Here is a 20,138-nt window from a genome sequence, read left to right as displayed (position 1 = left end):
CTACGGCGGGCCGCCGCGCCGGTCGCCGCATTTCCCGCCGTGCGTCCCGCGTGCGGTCAGGCGCGTTCGAGGAAGGGGCCGAACAGCTCGCCGACCGCCGCCTCGGCGAACTCCAGTCCCTCGGCCTGCCCGATGTCGTAGATCGAGTAGGCCCCCGCGCCCGCCGCCGTTGTCGCGGTGAGCGTGAGCAATCCCTTGCGCCGCTGGAAGATCGACTGTCTTGCGGTCCACCCGATGATGCCGCGCCGTCGCAGCGCGACCGTGCTGCGCCGTAGGGCGCCGCTTCGGGTGACCAGGTAGTCGCCGGTGAGTCCGTGACCGAGGTTGCGGTAGGCGTCGTAAGCGACGGCCAGCGCGACGGGCACGAGCACGGCCCCGCAGATTCCCGCGACCGGCAGCAGCACGGGCACCCCGGCAAGACCCACAACCAGCAGCGGCAGCACCACGGCGGAGACCGCGAGCAGCGCCCACCGCACCCGGCGTCCCCGTGCCGCGGCGGGGTGAGCCAGCAGCCGTACGGACTCGGTCGGCGAGGCGGGCTCGCGGAGCACGACGGCAGCCACCCGGTCGGCCTCCCGGCGCGGCGCGGGCGGCAGCAGGGTCTTGTGGTCGGTGCGCTCCTTGGAGTTCTGCCGCGCGAGCCCGGTGGCCACCGCGTCCACCCTCGCCGCGCCGACCAGCCGGTTGCCCAGCGGTTCGACGAGTTCGACACCACGAAGCCGGCGCTCCTCCAGCGAGATCGACCGCGTGGTGAGCAGCCCCCGCCGCACCCGCAGGGTGCCGTTGGGCTCGCGTTCGAGCCGAAACCGCCACCACATCTCCACGAACAACGCCATCGAGCCCGCCACGCCAACGGCGAGACCGGTGACCAGCAGTGCGAGCACGGCAAGCGGCAGCGAAAGGCCGCGCAGCAGGTCCAGCGCCCAACTGATCACACCGGACCGGAGCCCGAACCACTCGGCCACCTGCAGGATCACCCCGAAAAAGGCCAGCCCCAGTGTCGGGGTCAGAAACGACATCGGGGCGAACCGCACCCACGAGGGCTGGAAGGTGGCGAGCAGCCCGTCGGCGGGCGCGAGGCTCCTGCTGACAGGCGTGACCCGGTGCAGCAGTTCGGTGCGCAGATCGTCGGCCTCTGCTCTGGTCAGCGGGTGCAGCACCAGCGAGCTCTCCCCCGCCGAGGTCTGTTCCCCGGTGCCGAGCTTGACGTGCACCAGACCGAAAGCACGAAGCAACGGTGGCGCGGTGATGTCGACGGCCCTGATGCGATGCCGGCTCAGCGTGCGCCTGCTGCGCACGACGATCCCCTTGCGCAGTTCGACACGATCGGGCAGGACGCGGTAGCTGGTCTTGCGCCATCGCAGATCGTCGACGAGCCCGGCCGCGGCGATCAGCACCACCGCCACCGGCACGACGACAGCCGTTGCGACCAGCGGTGAGGTGCCGCCCGCGATCGCCGCCCCGGTGGGGAATCCGGCGGCAACGGCCACTCCGACCGCACGCAGCAGTGTGACCGCCACCGTGCGCCTGTCCAGTTTTCGCCACACGGCGGGCCCCGCCTCGTCCACCCCGGGTGGCTGACGGGAGGTGGTCACGTGGCATCCCCCGGGGTTGCCTGGGTGGTGCTGGTGAGTTGCTCGGCGACCTGCGCGGCGAGCCGGTGGTCCAGACCTGGGATCGTCACCGCGCCCTTGGCCGACGCGGTGGTGACCGTGACGGTCGCCAGTCCGAACAGTTGTTCCAGCGGTCCGCGCTGGGTGTCCACGGTCTGGATGCGAGACATCGGCGCGACTCGCCATTCCTGCCAGAAGAAGCCGGTACGGGTGTACACCGCGTCGTCGGTGATCTCCCAGCGATGCACCCGGTACCACCACAGTGGAAGCAGGACCGCCACCGGCAGGCCCACCGCGGCGACGGCGGCCGCGGCCACGAGCAGCCAGCTCGCCACCGTGGACAGCACGGTGGCGAGCAGCACCAGCACCGCGAGCGGGATGCCTACCCACAGCAGCAGGTTGGTCCGCCACCAGTGCAGCGCTTTGCGGTCGACCTGGTTCCTGGGCGGACGCAGCCGCAGCGAGGCGGTATCCCCCATCGGCAACTCCCCTCCGCGGCCCTACGGCTGGCTGGAGGCTAGCACCTCGGCCAGTACGCCGAGGGCGATGTTGCGGCCGGAGACGAGGGCCACCAACCGGTCCGAATCGCCCCGTGACTCCACCTTGCCCGCCAGCAGGGCGGCCACCGCCGCGGCTCCGGCCCCCTCGGTGACCACACCGTGCGTGGCCGCCAGGTGCCGCACCGCTGCCCGCAGCTCGGTTTCGGTGACGGACACGATCCGGTCGACGTGCTTGGCGACCAGGTCGATCGTCACCGAACCCGGTTCCAGGTTCGCCGCGATACCGTCGGCGATCGTCGGGCGCACCTCGATGGGGACCTGGTGGCCTGCCTTCACCGCCTCGGCCATGGAGGGTGCGGCGTCCACCTCCACCCCGACGATGCGCACGTCCGGTTGGGTCGCCGCCCACAACCCGAGTCCGGACGCCAACCCGCCCCCGCCGACCGCGCACACCACGGTGAGCCGTCGCCCGGTGAGTTGCTCGGCCAGTTCGTGACCTATGGTGCCCTGCCCAGCGATGACGTGCGGGTCGTTGTATGGGGAGAGGAAGTACGCCCCGCGCTCGGCCAACCGCAGTGCGTGTGCCTCCGCCTCGGCGTAGGAGCGGCCCTCGCGGACGAGTTCGATGTCGAACCGACCCAGCGCGGCGATCTTGGCGGACGAGGCGTTCTCCGGCACGACGACGGTGGCAGGACGGCCGAGCCTGGTCGCGGCGAAGGCGACTCCGAGCCCGTGGTTGCCCGCCGAGGCCGTGACCACGTGCTCGCCGCGCCCGATCGCCGCGAGCGCGTTGAGAGCGCCACGTACCTTGAACGACCCGGTCGGCTGCAGCGACTCCAGCTTCAGCAGCGGCCCTTCACCCACGACGGGGGTGGGTGGCAGCACCGCGCGCACGACCGACCAGGCACGTTCCACGTCTTCGGCCGAGGGTGTGCGTACTTCTCGATTGCCCATACCGCCAGCCTGCTCCTTCAGCTACCGCGCGGCCACGTGATTCTCACGGCCGAACCGGGTTCGGGCAGGCGCTACCACCGAACGGGTTCGGCAGGTGTGTCAGCGGCCGGGGCGGCTCAGTCCGTGCTCGGCGCCACCACGGCTGAGCACGACCTGGTCGGTGCGGTGCAGCGCCTCGGTGCGGCGCGGCGTCGGCTCGGCCGTCGTCAGGTCGATCAACCGGATCGGCGGGCCGAGTTCCACAAGCGTCGGGATGTACTCGATACCGTCGACGACCCAGTCGCCGTGCACCCGGGTGAAGCGCAACCGCACCGCGATGCCCTCCTCGGAAACCCCGCGGGGCTCCGCGTGTCGCGCCACCGAGTTGCCGAGGCCGTACGCGACCCACTTGTCGCCGATGCGTTCGATGGGCTGCACCACGTGGGCGTGATGACCCACGAGCACGTCGATGGCTTCCTCGTCGAGCAGCCTTCGCGCGAGCGCGCGTTGCTCCTCGGTGGGTTCGTGCACGTACTCCTGCCCCCAGTGCACGCTCACGATCACCACCTCGGCCCCCGCCTCGCGGGCCGCCCTGGCCTCGGCGACGATCGCTTCGGCGTCCAACTCGTTCGACAGCCACGGCTTGTCCGGCGGCTCCGGTATGCCGTTGAAGCCGAAGGTGTAGGAGACATGCCCCAACCGCACCCCGCCGACATCCATCACCAGCGGCGTGTCCGACTCCTGCTCGGTGCGCGCGGAGCCGGTGTGTTTCAGGCCTGCCTCGTCCAGCGCGTCCAGCGTGCTGACCACGCCGTCCTCGCCCTGGTCGAGCACGTGGTTGGAGGCGGTGGAGCAGCCGTCGTAGCCAACCCTTGCCAGCGCGTCGGCCAGTTCGGGTGGCGCGCTGAACTGGGGGTAACCGCTGTAGGGTCCGCCGTCCGGTGAAAGCGGGACCTCGAGGTGGCACAGCGCGAGATCCGCCTTGGACACCAGTGGCCGCACCCCCTCCAGCAGCGGGCCGTAGTCGAAGTCGTCGGGGCCCGCGTTCTCGCCCGCCTCGCGCGCGGCCTGCTCGGTGAGCGCGGGGTGGATCAGCACGTCACCCGTGGCCACGACGGTCAGGGTGTCCACGGGGGCGGCAGGCGTTGATGCGCTCGCCGGGCCTTGCGGCAGTATCGGTCGTTGTTCGGCAGGCGACGTACCGCACGCGCCGGCCAGGAGTGCGGCTCCGAGCACCGCCGCCACGGCACGACGATTCATGGATCAGCCTTTCGGGTGGGTGGCGCTATCCTGCCTTGTCACCCGCAGTGATCCAAACCACCCTCTCAGGTAAGGGTCTGCCACCAACCATCGACAGGTGGGGGTGCCGCGACCGCGATGCGTTGCCCCGGCTTCGGCACGGCGAGCGAGACGTCGAGCGCCTTGGCCTCCTTCCACACGCGGTCCACCGGATCGGTCCACGAATGGGGCGCGAGGTTGAACGTGGCCCAGTGAACCGGAACGAGAAGCTCGCCACGCACGTCGAGGTGGGCGGCAACGCCTTCCTCCGGCGTCATGTGGATGTCGGGCCAACTACTGGCGTAGGCACCCACCTGCACCAGGCTGAGGTCGAACGGTCCGTGCTGCTCGCCGATCTCGCGGAAGGCCTGGCAGTATCCCGTGTCGCCGCTGTAGAAGACCCGGTGTGCCTGCGTGGCGATGACCCACGACGCCCACAGCGTGTTGTTACGGGAGAACGCCCTTCCGGAGAAGTGCTGCGCCGGGGTGGCGACGATGCGGAGGTCGCCGACCGTGGTTTCGCCACCCCAGTCGAGTTCGACGATGCGGGATTCGGGCACGCCCCACACTCGCAGGTGCGCACCCACGCCGAGCGGGACCACGAACGGCGCCCGCTGCGTGCGCACGAGGGTGCGCACGGTGGACATGTCGAGGTGGTCGTAGTGGTCGTGGGAGATCACGACGGCATCGAGCGCGGGCAGGTCCGCCAGTCGATGTGGCACCGGGTGCAACCGTTTCGGCCCGACCAGCCGGGAAGGCGACACACGCTCACCCCACACCGGATCCAGCAGCACCCGCACCCCGTCCAGCTCGACCAGCGAGGACGCGTGCCCGTACCACGTCAGGTGGAGGCCGTCGGTGGGTGCGTACGCGTCCGGCTCCACGAGCGGCACACTGCCCGCCGGGCGGCGCGACCCTCGCCCCGACAGCAACTCACGAACGACCTCGCGACCACTGCCGTCCGGCAACCACTGCGGCTCGATGAGGTTGCGGAAGGCCCCGTCACGAAACTGCGGTGAACCCAGCAGCGCGGCTTCATCGGGTGTTCCGCCGATCGCAGAGCGCACGCCGGATGCCGCCGCCGCGACACCGGCCGCCGTCACCGCACCCATTCCCACCGTCAACGTGCCCAGCAACCTCGCCATGTCCGCTCCCTCCTCCTCGATCGACCTACCCCGCGCTCGAGCAGGGAAACGTGCGGGGCGGTCATGGTGTTCCACGCGATACTCGGCCGCGGGCGGCTAATCTGCTCGCCATGGACGCGCTGAGCAGCCTGCTCGACGGGCCGCGAGCCAGGGGCGCGTTCCTGCTGCGCGTCGTACTCGACCGGCCGTGGTCACTGCTCGTGCGCGACCGCTCGCCGTTGACGCTCATCGCGCTGGCGCGGGGCAGTGCCTGGCTGGTACCCGACGGTGCCGACGCCGTGCCGTTGTGCGCAGGCGACGTCGCGCTCGTGCGTGGCGGCAACCCCTACACCGTCGCCGACGACCCGGCCACACCACCGACCGTGATCATCGAACACGGTCAGCGCGGCACGACACCGCGCGGCGAGCCGTTGTGCGAGGAGTTCTCGCTTGGGCCGAGGACGTGGGGAACCGCGGTGACGGCGAGCACCACCATGCTCGTGGGCGCCTACCCGGTGGGCGGCGAGATCGGTTCCCGGCTGCTTTCGGCGCTGCCCGAGGTCGCCGTCGTCGGCCGAGGTGAGCTGGAATCACCACTGGTGGGGCTGCTGGACGCCGAGATCGAAAGGGAGCAGCCCGGCCAGGACGTCGTGCTGGACCGGCTGCTCGACCTGCTGCTGGTGACGGCCGTGCGCGCGTGGTCGGCGCACTCGCAGGCCGTTGGTTCCTGGTACCGCGCGCACACCGACCCCGTGGTGGGTGAGGCGCTCAGGCTGTTGCACGACGATCCCGCGTATCCGTGGACGGTGAAGGAATTGGCCGAAAGGACCGGGGTTTCCCGCGCCGCCCTTGCCAGGCGCTTCAGCGGGCTCGTCGGCGAGTCACCGATGGCCTACCTCACCGAGTGGCGCCTGGCCCTGGCCGCCGACCTGCTTCGCGAGCCGGACTCCACGGTCGAGTCGGTGGCGAGGAAGGTGGGATACGGCAGCGCGTTCGCACTCAGCGCGGCGTTCAAACGGGTACGTGGCGTGAGTCCACGGCGCTACCGCGAGGCGAGCGGCGGCTGAGCCGTCGGGCCGTCGTCGGGCATCGGCGCACTGCGATACTCACTCGGGTGGATATCACCGCATGGGCGAACGCGATCGAGGAGTCCGGGCACCGACTCGCCGAGGCGGCCGAGACGGCGGGTCCGCTGACCGAGGTACCGGCGTGTCCGGGCTGGCAGGTCCGTGACCTGTTGCTGCACACCGGCGGCGTGCATCGGTGGGCGAGGGAGTTCGTATCGGGCAGGACGGTGCCGCTCGAACTACCCGAGGCCCACGACATCGCCGACGACATCCCCACCGACTCCGAACTGCCCGAGTGGCTTCGGGTGGGCTGCACCGCTCTGGTCGCCTCGGTGCGATCGGCTCCGCACGATCTGCGGTGCTGGACGTTTCTGCGCGCCAGCTCACCGCTGGCTCACTGGGCCCGAAGGCAGGCACACGAGACCACCGTGCACCGGGTCGACGCCGAGGCCGCGGCGGGCAAGGTCGGTCCCGTCGAGCCCGCGCTTGCCGCCGACGGCATCGACGAACTGCTCGACTGCTTCGCCGTCCGCTCGCAGCGGATGCGGCTGGAGTCACCACACACGTTGCACGTGTCCGCCACCGACACCGGCTCCGACTGGACGGTGCTGATCAGTAACGGCAGGCCGGTCGTCCGCCGAGGCGGGCCGGACGGCGCCGCGGACACCACGCTGCGAGGCACCGCGCACGAGCTGTACCTCGCGCTGTGGAACCGCGCCCCGTTGTGGCCGCTGCACGTCGCCGGTGATGCCACCGTGGTCGAGGCCTGGCCCCGGCTGCTGCACGTGCGCTGGAACTAGGGTTCGGCAACGCAGAACTCGCGGGCATGGCCGCAGAACTCGCGGGCAGGAACGGGGGACTCGCGGGCAGGAGCGGGGGACTCGCGGGGGCTTCAGGCCTGCTGCTGTTTGAGCAGCCTGCGCAGGATCTTGCCCGTCGGCGACTTCGGGATCGCGTCGACGAACTGCAGTTGGCGGATCTTCTTGTACGGGGCGACCCGTTGCGCCACCCAGGCGAGCAACTCGTCGGCCTGCACTGTGGCCGCCGCCTTGGGCACCACGAACGCCTTCGGCGCCTCACCGCCCTCGGCGTGCGGCACACCGATCACCGCCGCGTCGGCGACGGCGGGATGGCTCAGCAGCACCGACTCCAGCTCCGCGGGCGCCACCTGGTAGCCCTTGTACTTGATCAGTTCCTTGAGCCGGTCGACGATCCAGAACACGCCGTCGTCGTCCACGCGCACCAGGTCACCGGTGTGCAGCCAGCCCTCGGTGATCGTCTCCGCTGTGGCTTCCGGGTTGTCGAGGTAGCCGAGCATCACCTGCGGGCCGCGCACCAGCAACTCCCCGGTCTCGCCCGGTTCGACGTCGATGTCGGTGCCCGGCCGCACCAGCCGCGCCTCGGTGTTGGGCGACAGCCTGCCGACGCTTCCCGGTGGGGTGGTGGCAAAGTCGTCGTCGAAAACCTGATGGGTGCCGGGACTGGCCTCCGTCATGCCGTAGCCCTGCCGGATCAGGCAGCCGAGCCGCTTCTCGGCGCGCTCGGTCACCTCCACGTCAAGCGGCGCGGCGCCGCACAACGCGTACCGCAACGACGAGAGGTCGTGGTTCTCCACACCGGGTGCGTCGGCCAGTGCCAGCACCATCGGTGGTGCGAAGTAGGCGCGGGTCACCCTGTGCTCTGCCAGCGCTGCCAGGTAGCCGTCCAACTCGAAGCGCGGCAGCGTCACCACCGTCGCACCGCCGAGCAGGCCGGAGTTGAGGATGATCGTGAACCCGTAGATGTGGAAGAACGGCAGCACGGCGGCCTGCACGTCGTCGCTGCTGATGCGCCAACCGACCCGGTTCTGCGCCAGGTTGGCCACGAGGTTGCGGTGCGAAAGCCGCACTCCCTTCGCGGTTCCGGTGGTACCGCTGGAGAACGGCAGCGCGGCCACGGTGGTGGCCGGATCCAGGTCGAGCCGTGGCGCGGTCTCGCCACTGCCGCGCAACTCGTCGAAGCCGCGAAGGCCGGAGTCCGCGGCCGGTTCACCGAGCACGAAGACGTGCTCGATGCCGGTCTGCCGTGCCACCTCGGCCGCCTTGCCCGCCACCTGTTCGGAGGTGATGAGCACCTTGGCCCTCGACGCGGTCACCTGCTTGGCGATCTCGGCGGGCGTGAAGACCGGGTTGATCGGCGTGACGGCGGCACCCGCCGCGATGGCGCCGTGCAGCGCGAGTGCGTAGCGCGGCTGGTTGTGGCTCAGCAGTGCCACGACGTCGCCCGGCCGCACCCCGAGCCCGGCCAGCGCGCCCGCGCAGGCCGAGACGCCGGAGGCCAGTTCGGCGTAGGTGATGCGCTCGCCGGTGACGGCGTCGAGCAGCGCGACCTTCTCACCGAACTCGGCCGCCGCGCCGATGACGTACTCGGTGAGCGTGATCTCGGGGATCTCGATGTCCGGCAGCGGACTGCGGTAAATCATGCTGCTCCTCGGTGAGCCTTCGAAACCGCGGGGTGGTTCAGGCGTAGAAGCGGAAGACGGGCTGCGCCACGCAGGCGGGCTTGTCCTCGCCCTCGATCTCCACGACGAGGTCGGCGGTCAGCTGCAGTCCGCCGCCGCCCACCTCCTCCACCTGCGCGAGCTTGCCGGTCAGCCGAACCCGCGAGCCCGCACGCACCGGCGAGGGGAAGCGGACCTTGTTCAGCCCGTAGTTCACCTTGGTGGACACGCCGTCGACGTCGAGCAGAGCCGTCCACAACGGAATGAGCAGGGAGAGGGTGAGGTAGCCGTGGGCGATCGTCGCGCCGAACGGCCCGTCCTTGGCCTTCTCCTCGTCGACGTGGATCCACTGGTGGTCGCCGGTGGCATCGGCGAAGGTGTTGATCCGCTCCTGGGTCACCTCGATCCAGTCGCTTTGCCCGAGCTCCTTGCCCACCAGCGTCTTGACCTCGCTGAAGGACACCCTGGTCGTCGCTGCCGTCACTTTCGGTTCTCCTCTTCCAGCCGCAGCACGCGCACGGCGTTGTCCTTCAGGATCTTCTGCCGGGCCGCGGGCTTCATCTCCAGCTTGTCGAAGTCACGCAGCCACCGGTCCGGGGTGATGAGGGGGTAGTCGGAGCCGAAGAGCACCTTGTCCTGCAGCAGGCTGTTGGCGTAGCGCACCAGCTGCGGCGGGAAGTACTTCGGTGACCAGCCGGACAGGTCGATGTAGACGTTCGGTTTGTGGGTGGCCACGGCGAGGGCCTCGTCCTGCCACGGGAACGAGGGGTGGGCCAGGATGATCGTCAACTCCGGGAACGTCACCGCCACCTCGTCGAGCAGCATGGGGTTGGACAGCCCGAGCTTGATGCCACCGCCACCGGGCATACCCGCGCCGATGCCCGTCTGTCCGGTGTGGAACAGCGCGGGGATACCCAACTCCTGCGCCACCTCCAGCAGCGGGTACGCGGTGCCGTCGTTGGGCGCGAAGTCCTGGATGCTGGGGTGGAACTTGATGCCGCGGGTTCCGTGTTCGGTGACCAGCTTTCGTAGCCTGGCCGCGCCTGCCTTGCCCTTGGCAGGGTCGATGCTGGCGAACGGCAGCAACACGTCGGAGTGCTCGGCGGCGACCTGCGCGACGTACTCGTTCGACAGCGCGGGATGGCCGGTGGCGCCCTCGATGTCGACGGTGAACACCACCGCGCCGATCCGTCGCTGCCGGTAGTAGTCGGCGATCTCGGGAATCGTCGGGGCGCGATGGTCGGCACCGAAGTACTTGGCCGACGCCTCGAGGAACTCCTCCGGCAGCGACATGTGCCCGCTGCCGTCGGTCTCGACGTGCACGTGGACGTCGATGGCGTCGAGTTGCGTGTGGTCCATGCTCTCCAGTTTCCTCGGCGGGCTGGTGGGTACGGGCTGGTGTACGGGCTCAGTTCGCGGGAGGTTCGGGGAGCTTCTCCCCGACGCTCTGCGGCTCCGCTCCCACCGTGGTGGACCACGCCTGCGCGATCGCGTCGGCGCTCCAGCCACCGTCGGCGTATGCGGCCGCGACCTGCTGCGGGTGCGACCACAGCGAGAGCCGGTCGCCGCCGATGCCGATGCACTGGCCGGTGATCTCGGCGGCGGCGTCGGAAGCGAGGAAGGCCACCAGCCCGGCGGCGTCTTGCGGGCTGCCGAAAGCCAGTGCCCTGCGCGCGAACGTCGGCATCGGCTCACCCGCCCGCATCGCCTCGACGTAGCCCTTCAGCGCCGGGATGGTCTCGGTCATCGCCGTGGCCGCCACCGGGATGATCGCGTTGACGGTGATGCCCGCGCGCGCCAGTTCCATCGACCAGGTGCGGGCGAAGGCGGCGATGCCCGCCTTGGCGGCGGAGTAGTTGGTCTGGCCGAAGTTGCCTCGCTGGCCCGCCGGGGAACCGACGAGCACGAGCCTGCCGCCGTCACCCTGCTCCCGCATTTGCCGCGCTGCCGCGCGGGCGCAGGTGAAGGTGCCCCTCAGGTGGACGTCGACGACGGTGTCGAAGTCGTCGTCCGACATCTTCCACAGCACCTTGTCCCGCAGCACGCCGGCGTTGGTGACGAGCACGTCGAGGCGGCCGAACTCGGAGACGGCGCGGGCGACGAGTGCCTCGGCGACCTCGGTGCCACCCACGGCCCCGACCTCGGCGACGGCGACACCGCCCGAGGCGGTGATCTCCTTGACCGCGGCGTCGGCTGTGGCCTCGTCGACGTCGTTGACGACGACCTTCGCACCCGAGGCCGCGAGTTCCTTGGCATAGGCCAGCCCGAGCCCACGACCGCTGCCGGTGACGATCGCGACCTTCCCGGTGAGGTCCATCGAGGCATCCCTTCCTTAAGGTTTCCTGCTATAAAGGTGTACTCATCAATCGTTATGATTGTCAACCATTGTTTCTGGCATGTGGTTTGCTGGAAGAATGTGGTGACACCCAGCTGCACGAGGAGGAGCCATCGCCACCGCGGAGCCGATGCCGCACGCCGTCCCTTCCGGCAGGGTCGGATTTCTGCTGGCCCGTGCGGGTGGCCGCGCCATCCGCAATCTCAACCGCGCGCTTGAGCCGTTCGGCCTGCGCAGCAGGCACTACACGGTGTTGTCGGCGTCGGCGGAGCAGGGTGGGCTCTCGCAGCGCGAGCTCGGTGAGGTGCTCGGGGTGGACCCCAGTGCGGTCGTCTCGCTCGTGGACGACCTGGAACGTGCCGGCCTGGTGCGTCGCGACTCACACCCGGACGATCGGCGAACCCGTGTCGTCGTCGTGACCGAGGCGGGCAGGTCCACCCTCGACACCACCCGCGAGCTGGCCAGAGGTGTCGACGACGAACTGCTCGCCGGTCTCAGCGAGGACGAGCGCAGGACGCTGGAACGGCTGTTGCTGCGGCTGGCCTCCTGACCGGCTCACCTGCCAACCGCGATGGCTCAGACGATGGGGCGAATCGGGGTCTCCTCGCGCGGTCCATGCCTGCGCAGTTCCGTCCATGCCAGCGCCAGCCGGTCCACCAACTCCTCGACCTCGCGCCGCGGGCGCGCGAAGGGTATGCGCAGGTGATCGTCGTGTGCGCCGCTGGGGTCCATCGTCGAGCCCGGGATCACCTCGACCCCGTGCCGTAGCGCCAACTGCGCGAACACGTCGGCACTGGCGCCGTCGGGAAGCCGCACCCACAGCGACGAGCCGCCGTCGGGGCGGCGCCAGGTCCACCCGGCCAGCCGGTCGGCCAGCAGCCGTTCCAGCAGCGCGCACTGCTGCCGCCGCGACACCACCTGCCGCTCGCCGATCTCCTCCATGCGCGGAACCAGCCGGGCGGCCACCGCCTGCTCGAACACCGGACTGCCGAGATCGGCCAGCGCCTTCCGGCGCGCGCAACGCTCGATGATCCCGACCGGGCCACGGATCCAGCCGATGCGCAGACCGCCCCAGATTCCCTTGAACGACTCCAGCGTCAGCGTCTCCGACCCGGCTTCGGCGTAAGCGCCAAGCGGCGCGGGCAGTGACGCGGTCGGCGATAGATTCTGCCCGGCGTAGGCGTTGTCCTCCACCACGGCGACGCCGTGCCGGGAGGCGAGTTCGGCGACCGCACGCCTGCGCGCCGACGACATCAGCACCCCGGCAGGGTTGTGGAAGCTCGGCATCACGTACAGCAGCGCAGGCTCGTGTTCGGCCAGTGCGGCAGCCAGCCCGTTGGGGTCGATGCCCTCCTCGTCCAGCGGGACCGCCACCAGGCTCACGCCTGCCTCACGGAAGATGTCCAGGCACGGCGACCAGCTCGGCGACTCCGTCACCACGGTGGCTCCCGGCCGCAGGTAGACCTGGGACAGCAGACCGAGCGCCTGGTGCGCGCCGGTGGTCACCAGCACCTCGTCCGCGGTGGTGGGCAGGCCGAAGCGGGTGTAGCGCTCGGCGATCGCCTGGCGCAGGGCTGGCAGCCCATGAGGGTGGTATCCGGGCTCGGACAGCAACTCGTCCAGGTCTTTCGCGACGACCTCCCGCATCACCTGCCCGACCTCCACGGCAGCCTCGTCCGCCGCGCACGCCAGTGAGATCGCCGGGCCGGGGCCGTCGATCAGTCGCTGGAAGATGGCCGTACCCTGACCGCCCCTCACCCGCCCGTCGCCGCGCGGGCCCCTGTTGCGCCCGTTGACCCGCGTGCCGCTGCCCCGCCTGCGGTCCAGTACGTCACGGGCACGCAACTCGTCGTAGGCGGCCACGACCGTCGACCTGCTGACCGCCAGCGACCTCGCCAGCTCTCGTTCCGAAGGAAGCCGCTCTCCCACTTCCAGCGCGCCTTCCTCAGCGACACGGGAGAGCGCGTCGGCGAGCTTGCGGTACAGCGGGCCCGGCCCGGTGCTCCACTCGCCGAGCAGCGCCGCCAACGCGGCACCCCGCCGAAAACGATCCACTTCCGCCCGCATTGGCCCTTCCTCGGAGTCCAATCTTCGCAGGAGTCTAGGAGACATCGATCCAATCGCGAAGTGGACTGCCCAGGGAAGGGGTACCGCCGCTCATGCTCGTCGTGTCGTTCGCCCTCGTCGTCGCCGCTGCGCTTGCCGGAATCGGCAGGGCCGTGTGGTTGCCCGGCCCCGAACCGGACGTGCAACCGCGGCTGGCGCGGGACGTCGTCGTGGGCCTGCTGGTGCTGTGGCAGGTGGGGGCCGCCCACGCCGAGCGCATCGAGCACTACACCGCCGAGTTGAGCGGCAGATCTCCTACCCGGCTTCAGTCACCGTGACGGGAGTGGATCGACACGCCGGTCTCACCGGGCGCGAGGTGCGGCAGCAGCACGAGATCGGCGTCGTAGTCGCCGCTGTTCTCGTGCCGAAACGGCAGGGCGGGAAGTTCCTGCAGTGCCGCCAACCGTTGCCGCAACCGCTCGGCGGCGACCACGAAGTCGGCCTCGTCCGCCCGGTCGGCCCCGTAGACCGCCAGCGGTGGCAGTGCCTCGATACCGGAGTAGAAGAAGATGCCGTGGTGCACGCCGAAGAGCACCTCGCACAGTTCGCCGTGGATGCCTCTGGGCCCGAACGACGACTCGCGTGCACCGATCGTGGTGAGCACCATCGCACGCTTGCCTGCCAGACCGCCGTCGCCGTAGCGCATGGTGCGGCCGGTGACGGGGTCGGCGACGCCGAAGGCGAACCCGTTCACGAACACCCGGTCGAACCAGCCCTTGAGTATCGCGGGCATCCCGAACCACCACATCGGGAACTGCACGACGAGGGTGTCGGCCCACCGCACAGCCTGCTGCTCGGCACGGATGTCGGCGCTGAGCCGGTTTTCGGCGTGCGCTTGCCTCGACACCTTGCTGACCAGCAGGCGTTCGTCGGGGTCGTGGCCGTAGTCGCACGGCTGCACCACCGGGTCCCACTTCATCGCGTAGAGATCGTGCACGCGGACCTGGTGACCCAGCTCGGTCAGTGTCCGCACCCCGTCGTCCTTCAACGCCGCGTTGAGCGAGCGAGGTTCCGGGTGAGCGAAGAGCCACAACACGTTCATGACCTCGAGCATGTGCCCCGGTCGGCTCGCGATCGAGTGGCCCGAAAGACAACATGTGAAAGAATCGGGCCATGAGCAGGCCGCACCGTGTCGCCGTACTGGCCCGCCACGGCGTCATGCCACTGGAACTGGGTCTGGTGCACCAACTGTTCGGCGCCGCCCGCTCACCGGGCGGCGAGCCGCTGTACGAGGTGGTGACCTGTGCGCTCGCCCCCGGTGAAGTGCGCACCGACGCCGACTTCACCATCAGCGTGACGCACGGTCCGCAAGCGCTCGCGCTCGCCGACACCGTGGTCGTCCCGGCCACCCACGAGCCGGACGAGACCGAGCTTCACGGCAGACTCGGCCCCGCACTGGCGGCGGCGCTGGCGCTCATCCGGCCGGGCGCCCGGATGGCGTCCATCTGCACCGGCGCGTTCGTGCTGGCCGCGGCGGGCTTGCTCGACGGTCGCCGCGCCACCACACACTGGCTTTCCGCCGAGTCGTTTCGGCGGCTGTTCCCTTCGGTGGAACTCGATCCGGACGTGCTCTACACCGACTGCGGGGACGTGCTCACCTCTGCGGGAGAGGCGGCCGGGATCGACCTGTGCCTACACGTGATCCGGCGTGACCACGGGGCGGCCGTCGCCAACGAGGTCGCCAGGCGCACCGTCGTGCCCCCGCACCGGGAAGGCGGGCAGGCGCAGTACGTGCAGCGGCCCGTGGCCTCACCCCGCGAGTCCTCGACAGGGCGGGCACGAGCGTGGGCGCTGGCGAACCTCGACCGCTCGCTTTCGCTGCCCGACCTCGCCTCGGTCGAGTCCATGAGCACCAGGACGTTCACCCGCCGCTTCCGGCAGGAGGTCGGGATGTCGCCGCTGCGCTGGGTGACGCAGCAACGCGTGGAGCGGGCGCGGCAGTTACTGGAACGCACCGACCTTCCGATCGACCGGATCGCGGCGCAGACCGGCTTCGGCACCGCCGCGTCGCTGCGACAACACCTGAACGCGGTGCTGGGCGTTTCCCCGAGTGTGTACCGGGGCACGTTCCGGGGAGTGCGCGTGACGGAACAAGCCACAACTACACGGCGTTAATCAGATAGGTGGACTCTCCATCCAGCGACTGCCCCCACGACGGTGGCGAGCTCGCAAGCCTTCTCACGGAACGTGCCCGCCCTCGGACGCGTTGCTTCACCAGAAAGAGGGTGACGAATTGGCTAACGCCTCGACGACCGCGACCCGTCCCCGTGCCCGACGTGCCACCGAAGACCCTGACCTCGTCCGTTACTACCTCGACGAGGTGGGAGCGACGCCGCTGCTCACCGCCACCCAGGAAGTCGATCTCGCCAAGCGGATCGAGGCCGGTCTGTACGCGGCCGAGCTGCTGCGACAGGCCGAGCAGGGCGAGCTGACCCTGACGGCCAGCCGCAGGCGTGACCTCGAGGTCATCGCCCGCGACGGTGTCCGTGCCAAGGATCACATGGTGCGCGCCAACCTTCGGCTGGTGGTCACTGCGGCACGCAAGAGCCGCAACACCTCGCTGCCGCTGCTGGACGCGATCCAGGAGGGCAACCTGGGGCTGATCCGCGCGGTCGAGAAGTTCGACTACCGCAAGGGCTACAAGTTCTCGACCTACGCCATGTGGTGGATCAGGCAGGCCGTGCAGCGCGGCAACGCCTTCCAGAGCAACACCATCCGGCTGCCCATGCACGTCGGCGAGCAGGTCGCCAAACTCGACCGGCTGGAACGCACGCTGCAGGCCAGCGGCGACCACGAACCGACGGTGGAGGAGATCGCCGCCGCCGCCGAGATGCCGGTGGACAAGGTGGTGGCGCTGCGCCAGGCGGGCAAGTCCACGGTCAGCCTCGACACGCCGCTGGACGAGAACGGCGACCTGAAGCTGGGCGACCTCGTCGCGGACACCACCGTGTCCGCGGTCGGCGACGGCGTGGAGCGGCAGGCGCTGCTCGACGAGGTGCACGCGGCGTTGGACAGCCTGCCTCCGGGCGAGGCGACGGTCGTGTCGCTGCGGTACGGGTTACGGGACGGGCACCAGCACACGGTCGCGGAGATCGCCGAGCGTCTCGGCATCACGCGCAAGCGGGTGCGCACCCTGGAGAACAAGGCACTGGAACTGCTACGCGAACCCCGCAGGCGCGCCGCGCTGTTCGACTGGGCAAGCTGACCCACCCGGTCGAACAGCGCACTGGGGTGCCAAGCGTTGTCCCAGGTCATAGGATCGCTGCGTGGACCTCCCCGTGATGCCGCCGGTGCGGCCGATGCTGGCCGCACTGGTGCGCGAGCTGCCGAGGGCGCCCGAGTTGCGCTACGAGCCCAAGTGGGACGGGTTCCGCTGTGTGGTGTTCCGCGACGGCGACGAGTTGGAACTCGGCTCCCGCAACGACCGACCGCTCACCAGGTACTTCCCGGAACTGGTCGGGTTGCTCGCCGACGCGCTGCCGAAGCGTTGTGTCGTCGACGGCGAGATCGTGCTGGTGACCGACGAGGGGCTGGATTTCGACGCGCTGCAGAACCGCCTGCACCCCGCGGCGTCCAGGGTGCGCAAGCTGGCCGAGGAGACCCCGGCCAGCTTCGTCGCGTTCGACCTGCTGGCACTCGACGACCGCGACCTCACCGCCGAACCGTTCGACGAACGGCGGCGTCTGCTCGAGCAGATCCTGGACACCGCGCCCGCCCGCGTGCACCTCACGCCGATCACCAGCGACCCCGAGGTCGCGCTGGACTGGTTCAACCGGTTCGAGGGCGCCGGGTTCGACGGAGTCATGGCCAAGGCGGGCCGAAAGCCCTACGAGCAGGACCGCCGCTCGATGTGGAAGGTCAAGCACGAGCGCACCGCCGACTGCGTGGTGGCGGGTTTTCGCTGGCACAAGGACGGCCAGGGAATCGGCTCGCTGCTGCTCGGGCTGTACGACGACGAGGGCACGCTGCACCACGTCGGCGTGGCGAGCAGCTTCGCCGCCAAGCGGCGCAAGGAACTGGTCGAGGAGCTTGCTCCGCTTCGGGAGGGCGCGCTGCGCGAGCACCCGTGGCGTGACTGGGCGCAGGCGACGGGTGAGGAGGGCGGCCGGATGCCCGGCGGGCTGAGCCGGTGGAGCGCGGGCAAGGACCTGTCGTGGGAGCCGTTGCGGATCGAACTGGTCGCCGAGGTGCGATACGAGCACGTGCAGGCGGGCAGGCTCCGGCACGGTGGCAGGTTGGTTCGGTTCCGACCGGACCGCAGGCCCGAGTCGTGCACCTACGCCCAACTGGAAGAGGTCCCGCCCGCCGAGTTGGAGGCGTTCTTCGACGAGGTGCGCGCCGGGTGACCGCAGCGCGCGGCAGCGGACCCAGCCGGACTCGGTCGAGCAGACTCAGCCCAGCAGCGGGTTTCGCACCTTGACGGCACCGGCGAATCGGCTGAAATCCCGGTCGGCCGACCACAGTTCACGTACGCCGTGCGCCGCGCAAAGCGCGGCGATCCGTGCGTCGTGGACCATGGGTCCGGCCACTCGCCCATTGACCAGCAGCGGCGCGAGCTGGTCCCAGTAATCCACCGGTTCGCGCAACACGGTCAGGGTCGGGGCAGCCAGCCACGCGTTGACCTGCGCTACCGCCTGTTCCTGGGTGCTCGGCGGGTCGTAGATCTTCGGGTGCGTGCTGATGGCGTAGAACTCGTGCAAGCACGCCCAGGGAATCGCCCACGCCGATCGCCCTTCCGCGAGTTCCTTCACCAACTTGGCAGCGGGTGGGTGGAACTCGGCGTCCCGCCGGTGTGCGTAGACGAGGATGTTCGTGTCCAGCGCGATCATGCCGAACGGCCGTGGATGGCGTCTCTGATGTGTTCCCACCCCGCCCCACGGAACTCCGGCTGCAAACCCCGGCCGTCGACGCTGGCGTCCTCAAGCGTGAACCGCGATTCGTCGGCGCGTTGCTGGACGACGGTACGCAAGCCGTTCTCGATCAAGTTTCGCAGTGTCGTGCCCTCGCGGCGGGCGAGATTCTGCGCTTCCCGCAGTAGCTCGTCCGGAAGGTTCACCGTCGTCTTCATATGGCTAACCATACCATGCTAGCCATACAGCTGTAGCTGTCGGCCTTACGGCCTTGCGTGGCTGGTCACGCAGGGATCGAGCGATATGCTGAATGCTGTGCCCGATGACGAGGATCCACCCGACTCCGGCGCGGCAACCGGCTCGCGGCGCCGGGGTGCGCGCGGGAACGACGGCGTACTACTGGACGTCGAGGGCACACAGGTCAACATCTCCAGTCCCGGCAAGGTGTTCTTCCCCCAGCGCGGCGAGACGAAACTCGACCTGGTGCGCTACTACCAGGCCGTCGCCACGCCGCTGCTCGCCACGCTCGGAGGCAGGCCGCTGCTGATGGAGCGCCACCCCAACGGGGCGGGCGGCAAATCGTGGTTCCAGAAGCGGGTGCCGTCCTCGGTGCCCGACTGGCTGCGAACGACCGTGGTCTCCACGCCGAACGGCACCACGAGCGACGCGCTCGTCGCCGCCGACCTCGCGCACGTGCTGTGGGCGGTGAACCTCGGTTGCCTCGGCTTCCATGTGTGGCCCTACCACGCCGACACTCCACAGGTCACCGACGAACTGCGGGTCGATCTGGACCCCTCCCCCGGCGTCACGTTCGCCGATGTGCGACACGCGGCCGGGTTGGCGCGGAACCTGCTGCGAGAACTCGATATCGAGGCTTTCGTGAAGACCACCGGTTCCCGGGGACTGCACCTGTACGTGCGGTTGGAACCTCGCTGGGACAGCTACCAGGTACGCGCGGGCGCGGTCGCGCTCGCACGTGAGTTGGAACGTCGCCACCCGGAGTCGGTCACGGCGCAGTGGTGGAAGGAGGAGCGCGGCAGCCGGGTGTTCGTCGACTTCAACCAGAACGCGCCGCACAAGACGGTGTTCGGCGCCTGGTGTGTGCGCCCGCGCGTGGGCGGGCAGGTGTCGGCCCCGATCCGCTGGGACGAGCTACCCGACATCGATCCGGAGCGGTTGACGATCGCGACGGTGCCCGAGCGGCTCCAGGCAGGCGGCGATCCGTGGCGGGAGATGTACGAGCGCCCGCAGTCACTGGAACCGTTGCTGGAGCTGTCCCGCAGGGACATCGACAGCGGACTCATGGACGCGCCGTGGCCACCGGTGTACCCCAAGCAGCCCAACGAGCCCCCCAGGGTCGCGCCCAGCAGAGCCAAGCGCGAGTGAGCGACTACCTACTTCTTCCTGGCCTTGGCCGTGCGCCTTCCACTGGCCTTGCGCAGGGCGTCGACGAGCTCCTGCTTGTTCATCGAGCTGCGGCCTGATATGTCGAGTTCCCTGGCGCGCTCGTAGAGATGCTGCTTGCTCGCGTTGGCGTCGACACCGCCCTGGGTCCTCGCCGGACGCTGGCCTGCCCCGCGCTTGGCCTGCTCGTCCGACGGCCCCTTGCGTTCCTTCGGCTCCCAGTGGTCGCCAACCTTCTCGAACGAGTGCTTCAGTGCCGCGAAGGCCGTCTGGTGGGCCCTCCTGCCCTCGCCGTAGGTCTCCACAGCCGAGTCGTGCGCCTTGATCCAGGTGCGCTGCGCCTTCTTCGGCGAGCGCTCGATCGTGCTCGGTAGCTCCTGACGTCCTGGCACGGCTACCTCACCTCCACAACTCGATTCCTCACTCGGCCGGTGGTTTACCGCGTCGCC

The 20,138-nt window shown here is 69.8% G+C and carries 22 protein-coding genes; 8 read left to right on the top strand and 14 right to left on the bottom strand.

Annotated elements, in window-relative coordinates; translation table 11 throughout:
- Window positions 1–56: 56 nt before the first annotated feature.
- The 5 genes from SACMADRAFT_RS10315 to SACMADRAFT_RS10295 all read right to left on the bottom strand — a co-directional run bounded on the left by SACMADRAFT_RS10315 (window position 57) and on the right by SACMADRAFT_RS10295 (window position 5,469).
- A complete protein-coding gene (locus tag SACMADRAFT_RS10315) occupies window positions 57–1,595 on the bottom strand; it encodes a PH domain-containing protein (RefSeq protein ID WP_009153752.1) in 1,539 nt (512 codons plus the stop codon).
- Window positions 1,592–2,092, bottom strand: coding sequence for a PH domain-containing protein (locus SACMADRAFT_RS10310; protein WP_009153751.1), 501 nt, complete (start codon window positions 2,090–2,092; stop codon window positions 1,592–1,594). Before SACMADRAFT_RS10310 ends, SACMADRAFT_RS10315 begins: the two co-directional genes overlap by 4 nt.
- Before the next feature lie 21 nt (window positions 2,093–2,113).
- Window positions 2,114–3,067, bottom strand: a complete 954-nt coding sequence (locus tag SACMADRAFT_RS10305) for a threonine ammonia-lyase (protein WP_009153750.1) — start codon at window positions 3,065–3,067, stop codon at window positions 2,114–2,116.
- Window positions 3,068–3,166: 99 nt separating this feature from the next.
- Window positions 3,167–4,306, bottom strand: a complete 1,140-nt coding sequence (locus SACMADRAFT_RS10300) for a CapA family protein (RefSeq protein WP_009153749.1) — start codon at window positions 4,304–4,306, stop codon at window positions 3,167–3,169.
- Between the two features lie 65 nt (window positions 4,307–4,371).
- Window positions 4,372–5,469, bottom strand: coding sequence for an MBL fold metallo-hydrolase (locus SACMADRAFT_RS10295; RefSeq protein ID WP_009153748.1), 1,098 nt, complete (start codon window positions 5,467–5,469; stop codon window positions 4,372–4,374).
- 110 nt (window positions 5,470–5,579) lie between these two features.
- Between SACMADRAFT_RS10295 and SACMADRAFT_RS10290 the strand changes: the two genes are divergently transcribed.
- Together SACMADRAFT_RS10290 and SACMADRAFT_RS10285 are read left to right on the top strand one after the other, a co-directional pair.
- Window positions 5,580–6,515: an AraC family transcriptional regulator gene (locus SACMADRAFT_RS10290; protein WP_009153747.1), complete on the top strand. Its 936-nt coding sequence runs from the start codon at window positions 5,580–5,582 to the stop codon at window positions 6,513–6,515.
- A gap of 47 nt (window positions 6,516–6,562) precedes the next feature.
- Window positions 6,563–7,315, top strand: a complete 753-nt coding sequence (locus SACMADRAFT_RS10285; protein WP_009153746.1) for a maleylpyruvate isomerase family mycothiol-dependent enzyme — start codon at window positions 6,563–6,565, stop codon at window positions 7,313–7,315.
- Between the two features lie 92 nt (window positions 7,316–7,407).
- Here the strand turns inward: SACMADRAFT_RS10285 and SACMADRAFT_RS10280 are convergent, their stop codons facing one another.
- Genes SACMADRAFT_RS10280 through SACMADRAFT_RS10265 form a run of 4 tightly spaced genes read right to left on the bottom strand, consistent with a single transcriptional unit; the run spans window position 7,408 to window position 11,311 of the window.
- Window positions 7,408–8,976, bottom strand: a complete 1,569-nt coding sequence (locus SACMADRAFT_RS10280) for an AMP-binding protein (protein WP_009153745.1) — start codon at window positions 8,974–8,976, stop codon at window positions 7,408–7,410.
- A 37-nt stretch (window positions 8,977–9,013) separates the two neighbouring features.
- A complete protein-coding gene (locus SACMADRAFT_RS10275; RefSeq protein ID WP_009153744.1) occupies window positions 9,014–9,478 on the bottom strand; it encodes a MaoC family dehydratase in 465 nt (154 codons plus the stop codon).
- Window positions 9,475–10,353 carry a 4-hydroxyphenyl-beta-ketoacyl-CoA hydrolase gene (locus SACMADRAFT_RS10270; RefSeq protein ID WP_009153743.1) on the bottom strand — a complete coding sequence of 293 codons (879 nt, stop codon included), beginning with the start codon at window positions 10,351–10,353 and terminating at the stop codon, window positions 9,475–9,477. Before SACMADRAFT_RS10270 ends, SACMADRAFT_RS10275 begins: the two co-directional genes overlap by 4 nt.
- Window positions 10,354–10,402: 49 nt before the next feature.
- On the bottom strand, window positions 10,403–11,311 hold the full coding sequence (locus tag SACMADRAFT_RS10265) for an SDR family NAD(P)-dependent oxidoreductase (RefSeq protein ID WP_009153742.1): 909 nt from the start codon (window positions 11,309–11,311) through the stop codon (window positions 10,403–10,405).
- Between the two features lie 148 nt (window positions 11,312–11,459).
- On the opposite strand from SACMADRAFT_RS10265, the gene SACMADRAFT_RS10260 reads away from it, so the two are divergent.
- Window positions 11,460–11,879: a MarR family winged helix-turn-helix transcriptional regulator gene (locus SACMADRAFT_RS10260; RefSeq protein ID WP_009153741.1), complete on the top strand. Its 420-nt coding sequence runs from the start codon at window positions 11,460–11,462 to the stop codon at window positions 11,877–11,879.
- 26 nt (window positions 11,880–11,905) lie between these two features.
- Here SACMADRAFT_RS10260 and SACMADRAFT_RS10255 read toward each other — a convergent pair whose 3' ends face one another.
- Entirely contained in the window at window positions 11,906–13,396 is a 1,491-nt protein-coding gene (locus tag SACMADRAFT_RS10255) for an aminotransferase-like domain-containing protein (protein WP_009153740.1), read from the bottom strand.
- Window positions 13,397–13,488: 92 nt separating this feature from the next.
- Here SACMADRAFT_RS10255 and SACMADRAFT_RS10250 point away from each other — a divergent pair, with 92 nt between their 5' ends.
- Entirely contained in the window at window positions 13,489–13,713 is a 225-nt protein-coding gene (locus SACMADRAFT_RS10250; protein ID WP_009153739.1) for a hypothetical protein, read from the top strand.
- Here the strand turns inward: SACMADRAFT_RS10250 and SACMADRAFT_RS10245 are convergent.
- A complete protein-coding gene (locus SACMADRAFT_RS10245; RefSeq protein WP_040926276.1) occupies window positions 13,701–14,477 on the bottom strand; it encodes an NAD(P)H-dependent oxidoreductase in 777 nt (258 codons plus the stop codon). The two genes, SACMADRAFT_RS10250 and SACMADRAFT_RS10245, sit on opposite strands and share 13 nt — an antisense overlap.
- A gap of 71 nt (window positions 14,478–14,548) precedes the next feature.
- Between SACMADRAFT_RS10245 and SACMADRAFT_RS10240 the strand changes: the two genes are divergently transcribed.
- From SACMADRAFT_RS10240 to SACMADRAFT_RS10230, 3 genes are all read left to right on the top strand, one after another.
- Window positions 14,549–15,550, top strand: coding sequence for a GlxA family transcriptional regulator (locus SACMADRAFT_RS10240; RefSeq protein ID WP_009153737.1), 1,002 nt, complete (start codon window positions 14,549–14,551; stop codon window positions 15,548–15,550).
- A 118-nt stretch (window positions 15,551–15,668) separates the two neighbouring features.
- Entirely contained in the window at window positions 15,669–16,640 is a 972-nt protein-coding gene (locus SACMADRAFT_RS10235; RefSeq protein WP_009153736.1) for a sigma-70 family RNA polymerase sigma factor, read from the top strand.
- A 61-nt stretch (window positions 16,641–16,701) separates the two neighbouring features.
- The gene (locus SACMADRAFT_RS10230) at window positions 16,702–17,781 is read left to right on the top strand and encodes an ATP-dependent DNA ligase (protein WP_198285954.1); all 1,080 of its coding nucleotides are present in this window, start codon (window positions 16,702–16,704) and stop codon (window positions 17,779–17,781) included.
- A 45-nt stretch (window positions 17,782–17,826) separates the two neighbouring features.
- On the opposite strand, the gene SACMADRAFT_RS10225 is transcribed toward SACMADRAFT_RS10230, so the two are convergent.
- Entirely contained in the window at window positions 17,827–18,264 is a 438-nt protein-coding gene (locus SACMADRAFT_RS10225; protein ID WP_009153734.1) for a type II toxin-antitoxin system VapC family toxin, read from the bottom strand.
- Window positions 18,261–18,503, bottom strand: coding sequence for a type II toxin-antitoxin system VapB family antitoxin (locus SACMADRAFT_RS10220; protein ID WP_198285953.1), 243 nt, complete (start codon window positions 18,501–18,503; stop codon window positions 18,261–18,263). The genes SACMADRAFT_RS10225 and SACMADRAFT_RS10220 overlap by 4 nt, the downstream gene beginning before the upstream one ends.
- 85 nt (window positions 18,504–18,588) lie before the next feature.
- Between SACMADRAFT_RS10220 and ligD the strand changes: the two genes are divergently transcribed.
- Window positions 18,589–19,671, top strand: a complete 1,083-nt coding sequence (ligD, locus tag SACMADRAFT_RS10215; protein WP_009153732.1) for a non-homologous end-joining DNA ligase — start codon at window positions 18,589–18,591, stop codon at window positions 19,669–19,671.
- An 8-nt stretch (window positions 19,672–19,679) separates the two neighbouring features.
- Here the strand turns inward: ligD and SACMADRAFT_RS10210 are convergent, their stop codons facing one another.
- A complete protein-coding gene (locus tag SACMADRAFT_RS10210) occupies window positions 19,680–20,081 on the bottom strand; it encodes a ChaB family protein (RefSeq protein ID WP_009153731.1) in 402 nt (133 codons plus the stop codon).
- Window positions 20,082–20,138: the final 57 nt, after the last annotated feature.

The sequence above is a fragment of the Saccharomonospora marina XMU15 genome (assembly GCF_000244955.1).
Taxonomy (GTDB): domain Bacteria; phylum Actinomycetota; class Actinomycetes; order Mycobacteriales; family Pseudonocardiaceae; genus Saccharomonospora_A; species Saccharomonospora_A marina.
This window is presented reverse-complemented; position numbering and strand designations above follow the sequence as displayed.